This window comes from Herminiimonas glaciei (assembly GCF_042664955.1).
Taxonomy (GTDB): Bacteria; Pseudomonadota; Gammaproteobacteria; order Burkholderiales; family Burkholderiaceae_D; genus Oxalicibacterium; species Oxalicibacterium glaciei.
Genome location: NZ_JBHTBU010000001.1, coordinates 604,636 through 621,166, shown reverse-complemented (window position 1 = coordinate 621,166; position 16,531 = coordinate 604,636). Strand labels below are relative to the sequence as shown.

The 16,531-nt window shown below is 54.5% G+C and carries 13 protein-coding genes; all 13 read left to right on the top strand.

Going from position 1 to position 16,531, the window contains the following annotated elements:
• Positions 1-5: 5 nt before the first annotated feature.
• The 13 genes from ACFQPC_RS02665 to ACFQPC_RS02605 all read left to right on the top strand — a co-directional run bounded on the left by ACFQPC_RS02665 (position 6) and on the right by ACFQPC_RS02605 (position 16,527).
• The gene (locus ACFQPC_RS02665) at positions 6-779 is read left to right on the top strand and encodes an ABC transporter permease (RefSeq protein ID WP_382270096.1); all 774 of its coding nucleotides are present in this window, start codon (positions 6-8) and stop codon (positions 777-779) included.
• The gene (locus ACFQPC_RS02660; protein ID WP_382270095.1) at positions 776-2,086 is read left to right on the top strand and encodes an ABC transporter ATP-binding protein; all 1,311 of its coding nucleotides are present in this window, start codon (positions 776-778) and stop codon (positions 2,084-2,086) included. The genes ACFQPC_RS02665 and ACFQPC_RS02660 overlap by 4 nt, the downstream gene beginning before the upstream one ends.
• Positions 2,087-2,223: 137 nt before the next feature.
• On the top strand, positions 2,224-2,907 hold the full coding sequence (locus ACFQPC_RS02655; RefSeq protein WP_382270094.1) for a class I SAM-dependent methyltransferase: 684 nt from the start codon (positions 2,224-2,226) through the stop codon (positions 2,905-2,907).
• 9 nt (positions 2,908-2,916) lie between these two features.
• Positions 2,917-3,804, top strand: a complete 888-nt coding sequence (locus tag ACFQPC_RS02650) for a class I SAM-dependent methyltransferase (protein ID WP_382270093.1) — start codon at positions 2,917-2,919, stop codon at positions 3,802-3,804.
• 11 nt (positions 3,805-3,815) lie between these two features.
• Complete coding sequence (locus tag ACFQPC_RS02645) at positions 3,816-4,901, top strand: hypothetical protein (RefSeq protein WP_382270092.1); 1,086 nt, start codon at positions 3,816-3,818, stop codon at positions 4,899-4,901.
• Positions 4,810-6,087 carry a phosphocholine cytidylyltransferase family protein gene (locus tag ACFQPC_RS02640; RefSeq protein ID WP_382270091.1) on the top strand — a complete coding sequence of 426 codons (1,278 nt, stop codon included), beginning with the start codon at positions 4,810-4,812 and terminating at the stop codon, positions 6,085-6,087. The genes ACFQPC_RS02645 and ACFQPC_RS02640 overlap by 92 nt, the downstream gene beginning before the upstream one ends.
• 10 nt (positions 6,088-6,097) lie before the next feature.
• Positions 6,098-6,949 carry a formyltransferase family protein gene (locus ACFQPC_RS02635; protein ID WP_382270090.1) on the top strand — a complete coding sequence of 284 codons (852 nt, stop codon included), beginning with the start codon at positions 6,098-6,100 and terminating at the stop codon, positions 6,947-6,949.
• On the top strand, positions 6,946-9,969 hold the full coding sequence (locus ACFQPC_RS02630) for a PEP/pyruvate-binding domain-containing protein (RefSeq protein ID WP_382270089.1): 3,024 nt from the start codon (positions 6,946-6,948) through the stop codon (positions 9,967-9,969). The genes ACFQPC_RS02635 and ACFQPC_RS02630 overlap by 4 nt, the downstream gene beginning before the upstream one ends.
• On the top strand, positions 9,960-10,586 hold the full coding sequence (locus tag ACFQPC_RS02625; RefSeq protein ID WP_382270088.1) for a gamma-glutamyl-gamma-aminobutyrate hydrolase family protein: 627 nt from the start codon (positions 9,960-9,962) through the stop codon (positions 10,584-10,586). The genes ACFQPC_RS02630 and ACFQPC_RS02625 overlap by 10 nt, the downstream gene beginning before the upstream one ends.
• On the top strand, positions 10,583-11,863 hold the full coding sequence (locus tag ACFQPC_RS02620; protein WP_382270087.1) for an ABC transporter ATP-binding protein: 1,281 nt from the start codon (positions 10,583-10,585) through the stop codon (positions 11,861-11,863). Before ACFQPC_RS02625 ends, ACFQPC_RS02620 begins: the two co-directional genes overlap by 4 nt.
• Positions 11,864-11,867: 4 nt before the next feature.
• Complete coding sequence (gene asnB / locus ACFQPC_RS02615; protein ID WP_382270086.1) at positions 11,868-15,158, top strand: asparagine synthase (glutamine-hydrolyzing); 3,291 nt, start codon at positions 11,868-11,870, stop codon at positions 15,156-15,158.
• On the top strand, positions 15,155-15,769 hold the full coding sequence (hisH, locus tag ACFQPC_RS02610; protein ID WP_382270085.1) for an imidazole glycerol phosphate synthase subunit HisH: 615 nt from the start codon (positions 15,155-15,157) through the stop codon (positions 15,767-15,769). Before asnB ends, hisH begins: the two co-directional genes overlap by 4 nt.
• Entirely contained in the window at positions 15,766-16,527 is a 762-nt protein-coding gene (locus tag ACFQPC_RS02605; RefSeq protein WP_382270084.1) for an AglZ/HisF2 family acetamidino modification protein, read from the top strand. Before hisH ends, ACFQPC_RS02605 begins: the two co-directional genes overlap by 4 nt.
• Positions 16,528-16,531 lie beyond the last annotated feature (4 nt).

The window sequence follows — 16,531 nt, the reverse complement described above, 5'->3', positions numbered from 1 at the left end:
ATCTCATGAGCAACTTCATCGCACGCCGCAGCTTGTTGTGGCGTGCTGTAAAAGTCGAAATCCAGAGCCAGCACGCCGGCACGGTACTGGGACTGTCCTGGATCCTGCTGGGTCCGTTCTTGCTGCTTACCTTGTATGCGTTCATCTATGCAGTCGTATTCGAAGTACGCGTTCCGGGTCTCTCACGATCTGAGTACATCCTGAATGTATTTTCAGGGCTGGTCTTGTTCCTCGCTTTTTCGCAAGCATTGACCGCAGCAACCGGTGCCCTGAGCAAGGAGCGCAAGCTCATGTTCAGCAGCTTCCCCGCCGAGTTCATCCCGGCGAAAGCTGTCATCGTTTCGTATATCGTGCTGTTACCGGCAACCTGCTTCGTCATCGCCGGCGATGTAATCTTTTCATCGCCTAGCTGGCATTTGCTGTTACTGCCAGTCGTTGCCCTCTTCCAGCTGGCATTTTCAATCGGCCTCGGATGCCTGTTGTCACTGCTCGGACTGGTCATGCGCGACATCGGTTTCCTGATTCAATATATTGTCATTGCTTTACTGGTAGTCACACCGATTGCCTATACGCCGGACATGATTCCGCCGCAGATCAAGCCGGTTCTTTACATTAACCCGCTGTACTACTATGTATCGGCGAACCAGCACCTGATCTTGCTCAATACACTACCCCCAATGGTTGAAATTGTCCTTGGCATCACAATTTCACTGGCCATGTTTTTTGGTGGCATATGGGTTTTCCGCCGCGCCCGCATCGCAATGATGGATCTGCTGTGAGCCAAGACATCGCAATCGAAATTTGCGACGTAGCAAAGACCTACCCTGTCTTCACGCATCCGTGGCAGGCCGTACGCTATCTCGGCGCACTGATACGACATGGTCGCCTTGATGAAAAGCATTTGCAGGATGGCGTCCATGCGCTTTCCGGCGTTAATTTGACCGTACGCCGTGGTGAACGGATAGGCATCGTAGGCCGGAATGGCGCCGGCAAATCCACGCTACTCAAACTCTTATCCGCTGACTTCCCCCCTACCCGTGGCAGCATGCATGTCAACGGTGAAATTTATTGCCTGCTACCAGGTTCGGTCGGTTTCACCCTTGAGCAATCCACGCTTGAGAATGCGCGCCAGTATCTGTCCTACCTGCCCATTACCGAAGAGGAAATGGAAGCAAGGATAGAAGATATTCGCACCTTTACCGAACTGGGTGAGTACTTTACGCAGCCGGTCAAAAACCTGTCACTGGGCATGCGCGTACGCGCCGAGTTCGCAGTGGCTACCGCACGCATGGCGGATATAGTCATCATTGATGAAGTATTGGGTGCCGGCGATATTTACTGGTCGGAAAAAATTGCGCGGAGGATGGAACAACTGTGCGCACAAGGCACCACCCTCGTGCTGGTATCCCATTCGCTGGAACAGATCAATCGCTATTGCGAACGTGCTGTCTGGATTGAAAAAGGCGAAGTGGTCCTGGATGACACCGCGGTCGAAGTCACCAAGCGTTACGAGGGCTTCCTCGAACAACTGAGCTGGCAGACCGACGATCTGGATGACAAGACGGTTTCGATTCAACAGATGGCAGCGGGGCTGGGCAATCGGACTCTTCCCGATAGCGGCCAGACAATTACGCGTTGGCCCGGGCGCGGCGATGTGGAAATTACAGGGGTATGGCTGAATGAAAAGCCAAGTTCAAAGATCCAGCTATCGGCTGAAGATCCCCTATCGATACGACTGCACGTCAAGGCCTGTAAATCCGGCCAGTTCCGCTTGGGCTATCTATTCACATTCTGGAGCGTTTACGGCAAACGCGTTGCGGTAGTCGAAAACGAAACCGACTTTATCGAACTCGCAAAAGACGAGCAGCATGCGATTTCGCTCAATCTTGAAACACTGGGACTTGCAAGCGGTGCATACCATATCACCCTGACCGTAATGGATACGGGTGCAAGCATCGGGACGACCAATGAAACTGCAACGCGGCTGGACGCATTGTATAAATCTTTTTCTGTCGAAATTGCACCGAATGGTGGTCATCCCTCCCCTATTTATCGATTTACCCTACTCTCCGAACCTAGCCAATAATGTTCAATTTAAAACAAAAAGCATACAAGCTCATCCTTGAGCGCACCCGTTATCGGATTTTTTGCGCAGCACTGGGAGCATGGCTCAATGACATGGGATACCGGCTGATATGGTTGTCCCGCTCCTGTGTTCGTTTCATGAACCATCATGTCACGCATGAGGAGTCAGACTGGTTCGTACATGGCCTGCCGGCACTGCATCGCAGAATCCAGTCCATTCTGCAGCGTCAACGTTCGGAATATGGCGACTACTACTATTTTTATGGACAGCCTTATCAGGCACTCGGAATTCTTGGTGTCTACGGAGAACGATCAACCGAAGAACGATTTGATACCTACCGCCTGGCGAAACTGATCAAATCCGAGGATCGCGTACTCGATATCGGTTGTAATTGCGGCTTTGTGGCCCTTTACACGTCCTACCGCACCGGTTGTTATGCGGAGGGTATCGATATCAATCCCTATATGATCGAAATCGGTGACCAATGTTCAGATTATTTGCGCGTTTCCGATCGCGTCAAACTGTCGGCCACACGCATTCAGGATTTCGCAGGACAAGCTGATTTCACTGTGGTCTTTTCATTTGCCACCCACTGGACCGATGATGAAAACTATCGCGTACCTTTGCGCGAGCATTTCGAACGCTGTGCCAGCTATCTGGCACCCGGCGGACTGCTGATATTTGAAACGCATGCCGCAGATGTAGGCAATGCGCAATTTTATGACGCAATCAATACCTTCTCCGACATGTTCTCAGTGGAAGACAAATGGGACACGGATAAGGGCACACGACACTTATATCTATTTCGCCGTAACAAATAAGGATAAATCATGAACACACCTAACTGCCCGACTTGCAGCAAGACCAATTTCATTACGTTGACTACCTATAAACGTTACTGGCATTGCTGCCGTGACTGTGGAACAGCCATCAGCGAACAAAGGGATAGCTATCCCCTCGCGATGCTTCCTTATGCGGATCTGAAAAAGGGTGCAAGCCTCGACGAAGAAAAAATGTATGACTATTTCGTCGAAGACATCCACATCAACTGGTCGGAACGTGAAGGTCAGGAGTTTATTGACGACTACTTGCGCCCTGCGAATTTTGAGGTTGGCGGCAAGCGTCTGCTGGATATCTCCGGCGGCAATGGTCACTTCATTAAACAGATTGAGAAGTTGGGTGCACAAATTACGCTCACCGAAATCAATAAAAAGACCATTGACTACGCACGCCAGAAGCATGGTTTTGAAGTATTCGAATACAACCTGAACGAGCATGATCTTCCTGCTGTGACCAACCAGCGTTTCGACATTGTGTTTGCGCGTGCCTGCCTTATGTTCGCCAAGGACCTGAGTGGTTTCGCCGCGCAGATCCGCCGCAGCCTTACTCCGGGCGGTTACGTCATGATCAACCACTCGGTCATTCCTACCCTCGGCGTGATGTTGAGGACGCAACTGGATGAATTCAGTTATTTCATCCTGCGCCAACCGGAATCCATCATTGAGGAATTCCTCAAGCATGGTTTCGCCTTGCACCACCGTTCGGATGAAACCGATCCCGGCCTCTATGTATACGACAACGACCTTCTGCCTCACTGGCGCATGGTGCATCGCATCTATGAAAAGAAAGGCGTTCGCGCTTTGCAAAACAATCGCGAATTCTCCTGGCCGGCGCGCGATCGCCGCCGTTCCACCCTGGTATTCAAGCTGGTTGACTGAGACCGAGCTTAATGCTGCGTCACCTGTTTAATCGCTCGAAACCCGATGTCCTGTTCCTGAGTTCGTCCCCGATAGACGAAGTCTGGACCAGGACAACGGCGCTGGCTTGCCATGCGTCCGGCCTGCGGGTGGAAGTCGCGATTTGTGCCGATGCAGATGCGCATACACAGCGCTTGCTCGCGCCTTACGCAGAACAAGGGATACGCACGCATGACGGGATATCTTTCGCCAATGCGGCAAAAATCAATAGTCGAATTGCGGTGACGGCCTCCAGCGGGCTGGATCGCAATATCTTCCCCACCCGCGCTGGATATTTCATCCATATGCCACATTCGCTTGCCAGCCTGCACATGATCTACCCGGCTGGCGCGTTTGATGGATATGACATGCTGTTCGAAGCCGGTCCGCAGCATGCAGCAGAATATGCCGCCATCACGGGGCAAAACCGGGCAACACCGAAACCGTCATATGCAATCGGCTATGGCAAGCTGGATGTATTGCAACAAGTACTGGATTTACGCGCCACGCGTACCAGCGAACGTCCGCTCGTGCTCATTGCTCCGAGCTGGGGGGCCGACAATCTGCTCGACAATTGCGGCGTCGCCCTGGCCAAGGCCCTGGTTGCACAAGGATGCGACGTCGTCGTCCGCCCTCATCCGCTGTTCTTTTTGGATAAGGCGCCGGTACTTGAAGTGCTGCAAACACTCGCGCAGGAACAGGCAGGCATACATATTGAGTCGCCTTTTGCCGGCGACGATGCCATTTTTGATGCAGATATCCTGGTCGGCGATTACTCCGGCATTAGCTTCGAATTTGCCGCCTTGCACCGCCGACCGGTGGTATCTGTCAATGTTGGTTTAAAAATTGCCAATCCTGAATGGCAAGTGTTCGACCTGGAGCCGGTAGAAATTGCTTGCCGCGCTCTCCTCGGGCCCGTCGTCCCCGCCGATGTAGATGCGATCGTGACAGCCGTGCGATCTGCGCTTGGCCGTGCTGCCACTCCGGATGCCGCAATCGCTTCATTCCTGCACGGCAAACCCGGTCATTGCGGCGCCCTTGCCGCAACGGCCATTAAAAATATCCTCACACAGAACTGACACCATGGTGCGCGCAATCATTCTCGCGGCCGGCTTCGGAAGCCGCCTCATGCCACTGACCAAGGACCGCCCGAAAGGCATGGTCGCGCTTGCCGGCTTGCCCTTACTCATGCGACAGGTATCCGTCTTGCGTAATGGCGGAGTTGAAGAAATTTCACTGGTAGGCGGCTACCTTTCCGAGCGCCTTGCGCCCTTGGGCCTTCCGCTCGCCCTCAATCCGCAATATGACTCGACCAATATGGTTGAATCCCTGATGAGCGCCCGTCATTTGTTCGACGGTAAAGCAGACATCATCATGGCTTATGGCGATATCGTCTATGAAGCGGGGGTACTGGAAACACTGCTGCGCACGGAAGGCGAAATCGCCGTCACTGCCGACAAAAAATGGCAGGCGCTTTGGAGTGCGCGAATGGAGGATTATGCTTCCGATGTTGAAACATTTCGCCTGCGTCACGACGGTTCTGTGGCGGAACTGGGGCGCCGCCCCAAAAGCCTGGATGAAGTCGAAGCCCAGTATATCGGCCTGGTGAAATTCCCGGCCGCATGCCACGCCCGCCTGATGGCTTTCTACGACAGCCTGGATCGCAACGCAGTCTTCGATGGACAGCCCTTCCCAAAGATGTACATGACGAGCTTCATCCAGCAGCTCATTGATGCCGGATGGAACGTCCGGCCGGCCTTGATCGACGGTGGCTGGCTGGAAGTGGATACGCTGGAAGACCTGCATAACTACGAAACCCTGGCCAAGGAAGGCAAACTGGATTCCTTATGCCGGCTTGCTCCTGTCCCTTCGCCACGGGAAATTGCGGCGCGAATACAGGCGCCTGCACCAATTGACAATAGTGCGATCTGCGACATTCGCGCGTTCGCCGCCAAGCTCAACACATCAGAAAACCTGGATGAAGTCAGTATCCGCCGCTTGGACGCACTGGCGCGCAAACTGGAAATCGCCGGCACACTGTTCAGGCAGTATTCATTGCCGGATATGAAAGCGGTCGAAGCCGCTGGACATGCCAGCGCAGAAGAAGCCGGCGCGCTACTGGCAGCCTTCCTGACAGCGTTCGACCTGGCAAAAGATCCGCGACACCTGAATACCGTATTGAAAGCCCTGGACGGCAGCCTGCATACGCCCCGTCCGGCCTTCGCATCCGAGTTGGATGTCTGCTGCTTCTGCAGGTTGACGTGACAGCATGCAGATGAAAACCATTAACCTGACCATCATCGGTGATTGTGCGTGTAGTACAACGCGCACCTACCTCGCCTATTTGCACACGGCGGGATTGCGTCCCAAGAACCTGTGGCTGGTCAATTTCGGACCAGCTTCAACCGGCCTGAAACTCGCGCGGAAATTCCTCGGCTGGCGTCGCGCCGATCGCATGCTGGGCCAACGCAACAGCCCGTCACAGGCCACGGACAGTAAAGCTGCGATATTTTCCGCGCAACTGCAAACAGAGGCGCAGTTGGAGGCGGTCGAGTTTTACAATGAATGGCATCCTGCGGCGCTCGCCGATAAGCTTGAGTATTTCAGCGCTACTGACTTCAGTGATCCCTTGTTACAACGGCGCATGCTGGAAGCCGCGGACACCGCTTTCCTCTATACCAATGGCGGCATTGTGCCGGCTTCATTACTGGCAAATCCTAAAATTCGCATCCTCCATATCCACCCCGGCATCGTGCCGGAAATGCGTGGTTCGGATTGCTTGCTATGGTCTGCGCTCCTGCGTCAACGCATCGGCGTCAGCTGCTTCTACATGGGTTCGGGCATAGATGATGGCGCCGTCATCGCGCAACAGGAATTTGAATTGCCCAAGCTGCCATCGCTGAAACCGTTCCTGTCGCCAAAAGTGGAAGAACAAGCCTACAAGGCACTGCTATTTTCAATAGACCCGCATTACCGCGCGAAACTATTGGTCCAGGTACTGGAAAATGATAGCAACGCTGATTTGCGAAAGCTCACTACCCGAGTCCAGGCAAGCCCGCTCAGGCCTGCCTACTTATGGATGCATCCACGGCTCAGGCTCAAAACAATGCAAGAATCTTTCCTATGAAGCCCCATCTCATCATCCTCGGTGCGGGCCGCTCACGCGGCGACGGCTTGCCACTCGGATTGCAAAGAGTGACGCTTGAACGACGCGTATTGGACTGGCAGCTTGATGCCTTTTCCCAACTGTCGCCTGAAGTCAGTTTTGTCGGTGGTTATGACATTGCACAAGTAATGCAGCATTTCCCGGGACTTGCCTATCACTTTAACCGTGACTGGGAAAGCACCGGCAGCCTGGCATCGCTTGCACTTGCACTCGACGCACTTGAAGACCTGGAAGAAGGTCGGCGCGATCTGTACATCGCGTATTCGGATATCCTGCTGCGCCCGGCACTGGTGCAAGCCCTGGCGGCAGGAGCTTCGGATATCTGCTCGATCGCTGTCGATAGCAAACCGCCGCTCAAGGCCGGCAAACAACCGGAAAGCATTACCCTCGACGATGGCTCCCACGAATTTGTCGGCCTGATCCGGGTTCCGGCATCCCAAACGCAAGCATTCCGTTCAGCGACTATCGACATCGCAGCGTCGGCGAAACAGGCACACCTTTCCGCACTTGTCGAAAGATTGCAACTCACGCATCCGCACATCCGCCTGAACGGCGTTGCAGCCGGCGGTTTGTGGGCACATGCCGAACATGGAAAATCCGTTGCCCAGTTTGTTCTCGGCAGCAAGGCGGCAACGCTGGCCCGTTTGCAGAATCGCGTTACGCACTCCAAAATTCTCGCGCTTGAATACTTCACGCGCATGGACTACACCAACCGGCGCGACGAAATCCTGGCCAGGCTCGCTGAGCGCTTTGCCCAAGAACGCTTTTTGATAGTGCGATCGAGTGCAACGGACGAAGACGGATTTGCAAATGCAAATGCAGGCCGCTACCACTCGGAATTGAATGTAACGACCAGCTCGCTCGGAAGTGCAATAGATCTCGTATTCGCGTCATACTCCGGTGAAGACCCGCTTGACGAAGTACTGGTGCAACCACAGCTCGACGAAGTACGTGCCAGCGGAGTGATCTTTACGCGCGTCCTCGAAACCGGTGCGCCTTACCGGGTGTTCAATTACACCGAAGGTTCGGACACTGCCGCCATTACCGCAGGCTACAGCCGCGACAGCATTACGCAGTATGTCTACCGTCAGGCCGGGGCGGACACGCTGGCACGCCTGCCAGCCCTGACCCGCCAATTGCTGACCGTCGCGGACGAGATAGAGGAATACGTCTGCCACGATGCCCTCGATATAGAATTTGCGGTCGATGCAAGCGGTCAGGTGTACACCCTGCAAGTCCGTCCGCTGATGATCGATGATGCCTATCAGGATCGCAGCCATGATGGTGAAATCCAGGACTGCCTGCAATCCATGCATGCCGCCTTGCATGCGCTGTCCTCTCCGCCACCCGGCCAGGCCGGCCGGGAGACTGCCTGGAGTGTCATGGCGGACTGGAATCCGGCAGAAATCCTCGGTCGGACACCCGGACCTCTGGCACTGGACTTGTATCGCCATATCATTACCGACAGGATATGGGCGGTTCAGCGACATGAAGTCGGTTATCGCGATCTGCGGGCTTGGCCACTCATCCGCAGCTTTGCAGGCCAGGCTTTTGTAGATGTCCGTTCCAGCGTCAACTCCTTCATCCCCGCCAGTGTCAGCGAAGAGCTTGCGCAACGGATGAGCGAATATGCGATCAACAAATTAAAAGCCGACAAATCGCTGCACGACAAGCTCGAATTTGAATTGATCCCAACCTGCCTGGATTTCAATTTCGCTGAATGGCAACAGCGTTATCAAGCAGCGCATGTATGCTCGGAGTCCGAAGCAAAACAACTTGAGTCGAGCTTGCGCAAGGTGACCAGTAATATCGTTACACGCGCAGCAACGGATCTCACCGCAGCCAAAGCACTGGAAGTGCGCTGCCCTGAACTGGTACGTCCATTCGCACCGCTATCCGACTGGTTGCGACATACGCTTCATATTTGCGCCGAAGAAGGCACGTTGACGTTCGCCCATTTGGCGCGTGCCGGTTTTGTCGCCGCAGCCCTGCTGCGCTCCGCCACCAGGATCGGTATTTTGCAGGAGAGTCGTTGTGCTGCATTGATGGAAAGCATACCGGGAATCGGAAAAATGCTTACCGATTCAGCGCTAAGCGTTCGTTCAGGGGACCTGAGCAAACAGGCGCTGATAGAAAAATTCGGTCATTTGCGCCCCGGCACTTATGATATTTCGACCCCGGCTTATCGTGATCGCCCTGAAGAGTATCTTGATCCGATCATTGCGTCGGCACATTCCGCTCCAGCCCTTCCTTTCGCCTGGACCAGTGAGGAAAGCACCGCGCTGAATTCCGCATTAAAGGATTTGGATATCGGACTCAACGCCGATACCCTGCTCGATTTTGTACGCACCGCCACTGTCGGGCGCGAGTACGCAAAGTTTGTCTTTACCCGACTGCTGTCTGCGGTACTGGATAAGCTTGCGGTTGAAGGCCTGGCATTGGGCATCGCTCCTGATCGCCTGGAAAGCATGCCGCTCCATGTATGGCTGGAAGAATCAGTTCTAACGTGGGGCAAGGCTGACAGCCGCGCCTTCCTCATCGAATTGACCGAACGCCGGCACCAGCAACATCGACTCGCCGGCATGATGTTACTGCCGCCTGTGATTACCGAATTGTCCGAGATCGAGTCATTCGCGATCCCCGCGAGCAATCCAACGTTTATTACCGTGCGCCAGGTCAGGGCTCCGCTGCGCTTGATCTTCCCGGGTGAAGTAGTCAAGCGTAGCCATGTGGAAAACTGCGTGGTCGCAATCGCAAATGCAGATCCCGGATTTGATTACCTGTTTGCGCTGGGCATCAGCGGCTTGATTACCGCATTCGGCGGTCCCAATTCGCATATGGCGATTCGCGCGTCCGAATTCTCAATTCCTGCCGTCATCGGCATCGGTGAACAGGCCTTGGGATGTTTGCGCGACGGCACATTTATTGATCTGGACTGCCAAAAGAAACGCTGGCAGCAGGAAGGTATTACATGCGCATAGCCATCAGCCAACGCGTCGACCTTTATCCAGACAGGAATGAACGTCGGGACGCCCTCGACCAGGCGTGGGGCGATGCATTGGAAAACTGGTTTGGCGCGAATGTCACCATGCATCCGATCGCTAACCGCCCTGCCAATGCAGCTGCAACACTGGACTCCATCAACCCGGACTTGCTCATACTGAGCGGCGGCAATGATATAGGCACGGCACCGGAGCGGGATGCGACGGAACGCGCATTGCTTGAACATGCCGCAACGGCAAAAATACCGGTACTGGGCATCTGCCGCGGTTTGCAAATGTTCCAGCATTTTTTAGGTGGTTCCCTGATCAGGGTAGACGGGCATGTCGCCTGTGCACATGCCGTCCATGCAATCGCAGATGATGTCGGCTTACCGGTTGAATTACTGGTAAACAGTTACCACACATCGGCTATCGGACAAGGCTCTTTGGCAGCACCGCTAAAAGGGCTGTACCAGCATGCCGACGGCACAATCGAGGCGGCACAACACACCGTACTACCTTGGCTCGGCATCATGTGGCATCCGGAAAGAACCGCTTTAGGAGGCCCCGAGGCGACAGATTGGCTCAGGGGCCGGCTGCAAAAGGTAATGAAATGACGAAAACATCACTCCCTGCAATCAAACTTGACGGTGCCAGCAAGACCTTCCCGCTGTACGCCAGCCCGTTGCGGCAAATGCTCGGCTATATCGGCATCGGCAAGCGGAATGTATCGAGCAAACTCGCACTGGACAATATCAGCCTGGAAATCGGGCACGGCGAACGCGTCGGTATCGTAGGTCATAATGGCTCGGGCAAGACGACGCTCCTGCGCCTTATCATAGGCTACACACAAGCCACCTCCGGCACAGTGGTCATAGACGGCGACGTCCAGGCCTTGATGCAGACCGGTTACGGTTTCAACGATGACCTTACCGGTCTCGAAAACATCCGCAACGCCCTGGTGTATAACGGGGTATCGACTGCCGATGCGCAAATTGCCGAAGAAGAGATCATAGACTTCGTGGAACTGGGCGAGTTTTTACACCATCCGCTCAAAACATATTCCCTCGGGATGCGTGCGCGCCTTGAGTTTGCAGCCGCGACGGCAATCAGTCCCGACGTCCTTGCGATTGATGAGGTGCTGGGTGCAGGTGACGGCTATTTTGTACGGAAATGTGCGCTGCGCATGCGGCACCTCATGTCCAAAACGACGCTCCTGCTTGTCTCGCACTCGCTGGACCAGATACGCGAATATTGTGACCGGGTGATCTGGCTTGATGGTGGAAAGATACGCGCCGATGGCCCTGTCGCTGAAACACTGCAGCAGTACAGGGAATACATGAACGCCCAGTCGGAACGCCGGTTTTCCGAAAGTGAAGCTGCCGGTGGCAAAAGCACCCATAATCCGGCGGCACCTCCGCCCCAGCTGTTCGATAAAATCAGGGCCCTGTTTTCCTTGACTGATCCACAGGCCCCGTTCATTCGCGAATTCAGTTACGCCAACGGCGAGTCAGCCAAAACCCTGGATATCGGAGCGAAGCTGAGCCTTCATTTATCCACCAACGACACCCCAGGACTGCAACCGGTCATTCTCGGCTTTACGGACCAGGGCGCGTTTATTTTCGAATTCGAAATCAATGCAGATGGACAATCCGCATCGCCGTCGACAATATTAAATGCGGAGCGTCTCGGCGTGGGAGTGGGTAGCTATGTACTCTTCCCTGCTTTACGTGATCCTGTCGTCAAGCGCATTGTGCAGGTAAGTAACCATCCGCTGAACTTGCAAATGGCACAGACAAACTGGAGCGACCCGCCCCTGGTACACCTGGACGGCCAATGGCATTCAGGAAACGCACGCGTCGCAATCGCGAGCAAAATTTCGGGCTGGGTATAACGTTATGTGCGGATTTGTTGCAGTTATAGGCCCCGGTGCCCCTCTCCCCCAAACCATCCTCGAGCACATGCGCGACCAGCTTGCGCATCGCGGCCCGGACGGTGCGGGTACGTGGATGGGCAACCATGCAAACGGCAGCATCGGCATGGGCTTCCGCCGGCTTGCCATTATCGATACACGACATATCGCCGATCAACCTATGGTGTCGGGCGATAAAAACAAGGTTGTCGTCTTCAACGGTGAGATATACAACTTCGTCGAGATCAGGGCTGAACTGGAAGCCAAAGGACGTCGTTTCGTCACGCGCAGTGATACAGAAGTTCTGCTGCAGGCGTACGAGCATTGGGGTGAATCCATGGTCGAACGCCTCAATGGCATGTTCGCTTTCATGATCTGGGATGCAAGTAAAAACCAGGCCTTGATAGCGCGTGACCGTTTTGGCGAAAAACCACTGTTCATATGCAAGCTTCCCGACGGAAAAATCGCTGTCGCATCCGAGATCAAGGCATTGCTGGCACACCCGGACATCAAGGCAAGTTACGATTTGTCGATGTTTGGCCGTGTCCTCAACAACGGGCATCTGGTCTTCGGTACACAAGACACGCTATTTCAAAACATCCGGCAGTTTCCTGCGGCGCATTGCATGCTGGTCACCGCAGAAGGCAGGATACTTGGCGAACGCCGCTATTGGACTCCCGCATATGACCGGGCACTATCCAGTGTTGAGCGCAAGGAACTCATTCATCAATTCCGTGAAAAGCTCGAACAGTCGGTAGCGATGCGCATGCGCAGTGATGTACCGATGACGGCATGCTTATCCGGTGGACTCGATTCTTCGACCCTGGTGGCATTGTTGGCCGATCAGACTGCCAACCTTGCAGAAGGTGGAATCAAGGGCGCAATTTCCGCTCGATTCCCTGATGACCCGACGATAGACGAAGGTCATTTCATTGATTTGGTCTTGCAAAGCACAGGACTGAAAGGGCATACGGTCACGCCTACCTCGGATGAACTATCCCGGGATTTACGACGCCTGCACTGGCATCACGAAACCATTATTCCCGGCCCCTCGATGTACCTGGAGTGGTGCGTGATGCGCGAAGCACGCAAGCTTGGTTACAAGGTCATCATCGATGGCCAGGGTGCAGATGAAGTCCTGGCCGGCTATCGCAGTTATCTGCAGGCTTATCAGGCGGAACTGGCAAGTCGCGGCCCGATTGGTCTGCTCCAGTCGGTACTGCTTGGATACAAGCGTAATCGCAGGCTGGAACAGACTGCCAAGCAATACGATAACGCCCAGCGCAGGTTTGGCATCAGGGACAGCTTCTCCATTTCCCAAATGAGGAAATTCCCCACCGGCTTCGCTGCTGAAATGAGCGCCGCCTATGGTGGCGATGGCCTGCCGGCACTGCAAGACATCGGGGCCTTGCGCTTCGATCTGGCCTTGAATTTATTACGGACCTCACTCCCGTCCAATCTGTATAGCGGCGACCGCAACTCCATGGCGCACGGTATTGAATGCCGTTATCCATTCCTGGACTACGACCTGGTCGATTTTGCGACGCACCTGCCTGACTGGGCGTATATGGATGATGCATGGAACAAGGCCATATTGCGCAAAGCGCTGCCGGATAAACTTCCGCACAGCGTACTCTGGCGCGTCGACAAAGTGGGCTTTGCGGCGCCGCAAGACAAATGGCTGGCAAGCCCGGTCATGAAACAATGGCTGGAAGAAAGGGTTTTTGATACACGCCTGAGTACCATACCCGGCTATATCGGGCGCAATCTTGAAGTCGCTTTTACCCATCACATGAAAGGTGAAGGCGATTACTCCGCCGAACTCTGGAAGTGGGCAAGTGCCGCCGAACTGATAGACATGCAGGCGCAGGGTGAATGGAAACGCGGCAGTAATGCGGTACCGCAAACCGTGATGCCGCCAGCCGAAAAAACAACTACTACTAGTGCAAAAATGCCTTTCCAAATTGAACAATACGACCATGGCTACCGCAAGGGCACCAGCCAGGGAGACAAAACCGCCTGGATCATTTCATACACCCCGGTCTCGAAAGAGCCCCGGGTAATCCGCCAGGCCCAGGCCCTGATCGATGCAGGCTGGCGGGTTTTTGTTTTTGGCTACGAGGGACCGACCAAATGTCCGCCGGAATGGCATTATGTGCAGCTCTCACAGAGCAATCCGATATTGCGTGCAAGTCGGCCGGCGCAAATCGTGCACCAGCTGTTTGCGCACGCAAAGGGCCTGTTCCAGGTCCATCGTATCCAGCATTTGGGGGGGCTGTCGATTGCAAAATATGGTCCGACTTCTGCCATCCGCAGATTTGGCGCCCGCTTTTACCACTCCACCGTCAAGCAATATGCGTGGAATAAAAAAGCCATCTCGGATTTCCAAAACAAGCACCCCGACTTCAAGCCCGACCTGGTGCTCTGTCACGACTATTTCACAGCGCCTGCAGCGTACAAAGTGGTGCAACAGCACGGTGCCAAATTCTCCATGGATTGCCATGAATATGCCCGCGGTCAATACATGCAGGATCCTTACTGGGTCAAATGGCATCGTCCGTATGTGACGGCATTGCAGGACCAGTACCTTGAAAAGACAGATGCGGTCACCACGGTATGCAGCGGCATCGCTGACTTGCTGGATAGTGAACAGTCGCTGCGACGCCCTGCCACCGTCATTCGTTCGACTCCGTTCTACAGCGAACAGGCATTCCGCCCGACCGGGGACACGATCACTGTCCTCTATCACGGTGAAATTTACGCATCGCGCGGCCTGCACCTGGCGGTCCAGTCGATGCGATTGTGGCGGCCGGAGTTCCGCCTGGTCCTGCGCGGCTATAGCGATCCCCTCTATATCGAGGAATTGAAGAAAATCGCGCGCGATAATGGTGTACAGGATCGCCTGACCATAGAAGCACCAGTACCATTTAACCAAATCGTGCCATCCGCCAACCAGGCCGATATCGGCTACTTCGTGCATCAGGACAACAGCCCGCAGCGACGCTTTACCCTCCCGAACAAATTCTTTGAATATGTGATGGCAGGGATCGCGCTATGTGTATCCGATCTTCCGGAAATGGCCAAACTGGTCAAACAACATGAACTGGGCTTGCTCGTGTCGACTTACGATGAGCAGGCAATCGCCGATGTCATCAATAGCTTTACCAAAGAAAAGATCGATGAAATGAAGCGCAACTCATTACTTGCTGCGCGCGAACTTAATTGGGAAGCGGAACAAAAAATAATGCTGTCGCTGTATCAGGAGATTTCCCAATGATCGTGATTGTTGACTATGGCGTAGGCAACCTGCTTTCCGTCAATAACATGCTGCGCAAGGCCGGCGGTGACGTAAAAATTTCCCGTGATCCGGGTGAAATAGCCGCTGCGGACAAGCTACTGCTGCCCGGCGTCGGACACTTCGACCATGGCATGAAAATGCTCAACACATCCGGCCTGCGGGAAGCGATCGATCGCTTTGCGCTCGAAAGCCGCAAGCCGGTGCTGGGTATTTGCCTGGGCGCGCAGATCCTAGGAAAACGCAGCGAGGAAGGTAATACCGAAGGCCTGGGCTGGATCGACATGGAGTGCCGCCGCTTGCCGGCAGCACCCGGCCTGAGGGTGCCTCACATGGGCTGGAATAGTATAGTCCAGCGCAAACCTTCGCCCTTGCTCGACAACAGGAGCGCCGATGCGAGGTACTACTTCGTGCATTCCTATTACATGCATTGCCAGGATGAAAATGACGTGCTGGCAACGGCAATCCACGGCATCGAATTCACCTGTGCGGTACAACGGGATAACATCATTGGCACACAGTTCCATCCGGAAAAATCACTGCGCCATGGCCTGGCCTTAATGAAGGCCTTCGTGGAATATCAACCATCATGAATAAAACCCGCGTCATTCCCGTCCTTCTGCTGAGGGGCAAAGGCCTTGTCAAAACCGTTAAGTTCAAGGATGCCAAATATATCGGCGACCCGATAAATTCCGTCCGTATCTTTAACGAAAAGGAAGTCGACGAACTGGTATTCCTCGACATCACCGCGACTCCCGAAGGCCGGGGTCCGGATTTTGCCCTGCTCGAAGATATCGCTGGTGAAGCGTTCATGCCCATGGGTTACGGTGGCGGCATCACCACCATGGATGAAATCCGGAAGATTTTCTCCCTCGGTTTTGAAAAAGTCATCATCAATACAGCGGCTTACGCCTCCCTGGACCTGATCAGGGAAGCCGTCTCCATTTACGGCGCCCAGAGTATAGTAGGCTGCGTAGACGTACGTAAAACACTACTCGGCCGCTACGAGCTGTATACTCACTCCGGCAAGAACCGCCAGCCTGGAGCATTGCAACAACACCTGGAACGCCTTGAGGCGGCCGGCATCGGTGAAATCCTCGTCAATTCAATTGATCGCGACGGCACCCAGTCGGGGTATGACATTAAACTCGTGCGCCAGGTCAGCGATGCAGTAACGGTCCCGGTTATCGCATGTGGTGGGGCCGGCAGCATAGATGATTTCGTGGCTGCGGTAACGGAGGGGCATGCATCGGCTGTCGCTGCAGGCAGTCTGTTCGTCTTCGTCGGCCCGCATCGTGCCGTTTTGATCAACTACCCTGACCGGAAACAACTTTCTGACAGGCTTCCCTAAAAAG

Coding starts and splice junctions, on each gene's coding strand:
- ACFQPC_RS02605 (WP_382270084.1), top strand. CDS start 15,766: ATGAATAAAACCCGCGTCATTCCCGTCCTTCTGCTGAGGGGCAAAGGC.
- ACFQPC_RS02640 (WP_382270091.1), top strand. CDS start 4,810: ATGCCGCAATCGCTTCATTCCTGCACGGCAAACCCGGTCATTGCGGCG.
- ACFQPC_RS02620 (WP_382270087.1), top strand. CDS start 10,583: ATGACGAAAACATCACTCCCTGCAATCAAACTTGACGGTGCCAGCAAG.
- hisH (WP_382270085.1), top strand. CDS start 15,155: ATGATCGTGATTGTTGACTATGGCGTAGGCAACCTGCTTTCCGTCAAT.
- ACFQPC_RS02655 (WP_382270094.1), top strand. CDS start 2,224: ATGAACCATCATGTCACGCATGAGGAGTCAGACTGGTTCGTACATGGC.
- ACFQPC_RS02665 (WP_382270096.1), top strand. CDS start 6: ATGAGCAACTTCATCGCACGCCGCAGCTTGTTGTGGCGTGCTGTAAAA.
- ACFQPC_RS02645 (WP_382270092.1), top strand. CDS start 3,816: ATGCTGCGTCACCTGTTTAATCGCTCGAAACCCGATGTCCTGTTCCTG.
- asnB (WP_382270086.1), top strand. CDS start 11,868: ATGTGCGGATTTGTTGCAGTTATAGGCCCCGGTGCCCCTCTCCCCCAA.
- ACFQPC_RS02635 (WP_382270090.1), top strand. CDS start 6,098: ATGAAAACCATTAACCTGACCATCATCGGTGATTGTGCGTGTAGTACA.
- ACFQPC_RS02650 (WP_382270093.1), top strand. CDS start 2,917: ATGAACACACCTAACTGCCCGACTTGCAGCAAGACCAATTTCATTACG.
- ACFQPC_RS02625 (WP_382270088.1), top strand. CDS start 9,960: ATGCGCATAGCCATCAGCCAACGCGTCGACCTTTATCCAGACAGGAAT.
- ACFQPC_RS02630 (WP_382270089.1), top strand. CDS start 6,946: ATGAAGCCCCATCTCATCATCCTCGGTGCGGGCCGCTCACGCGGCGAC.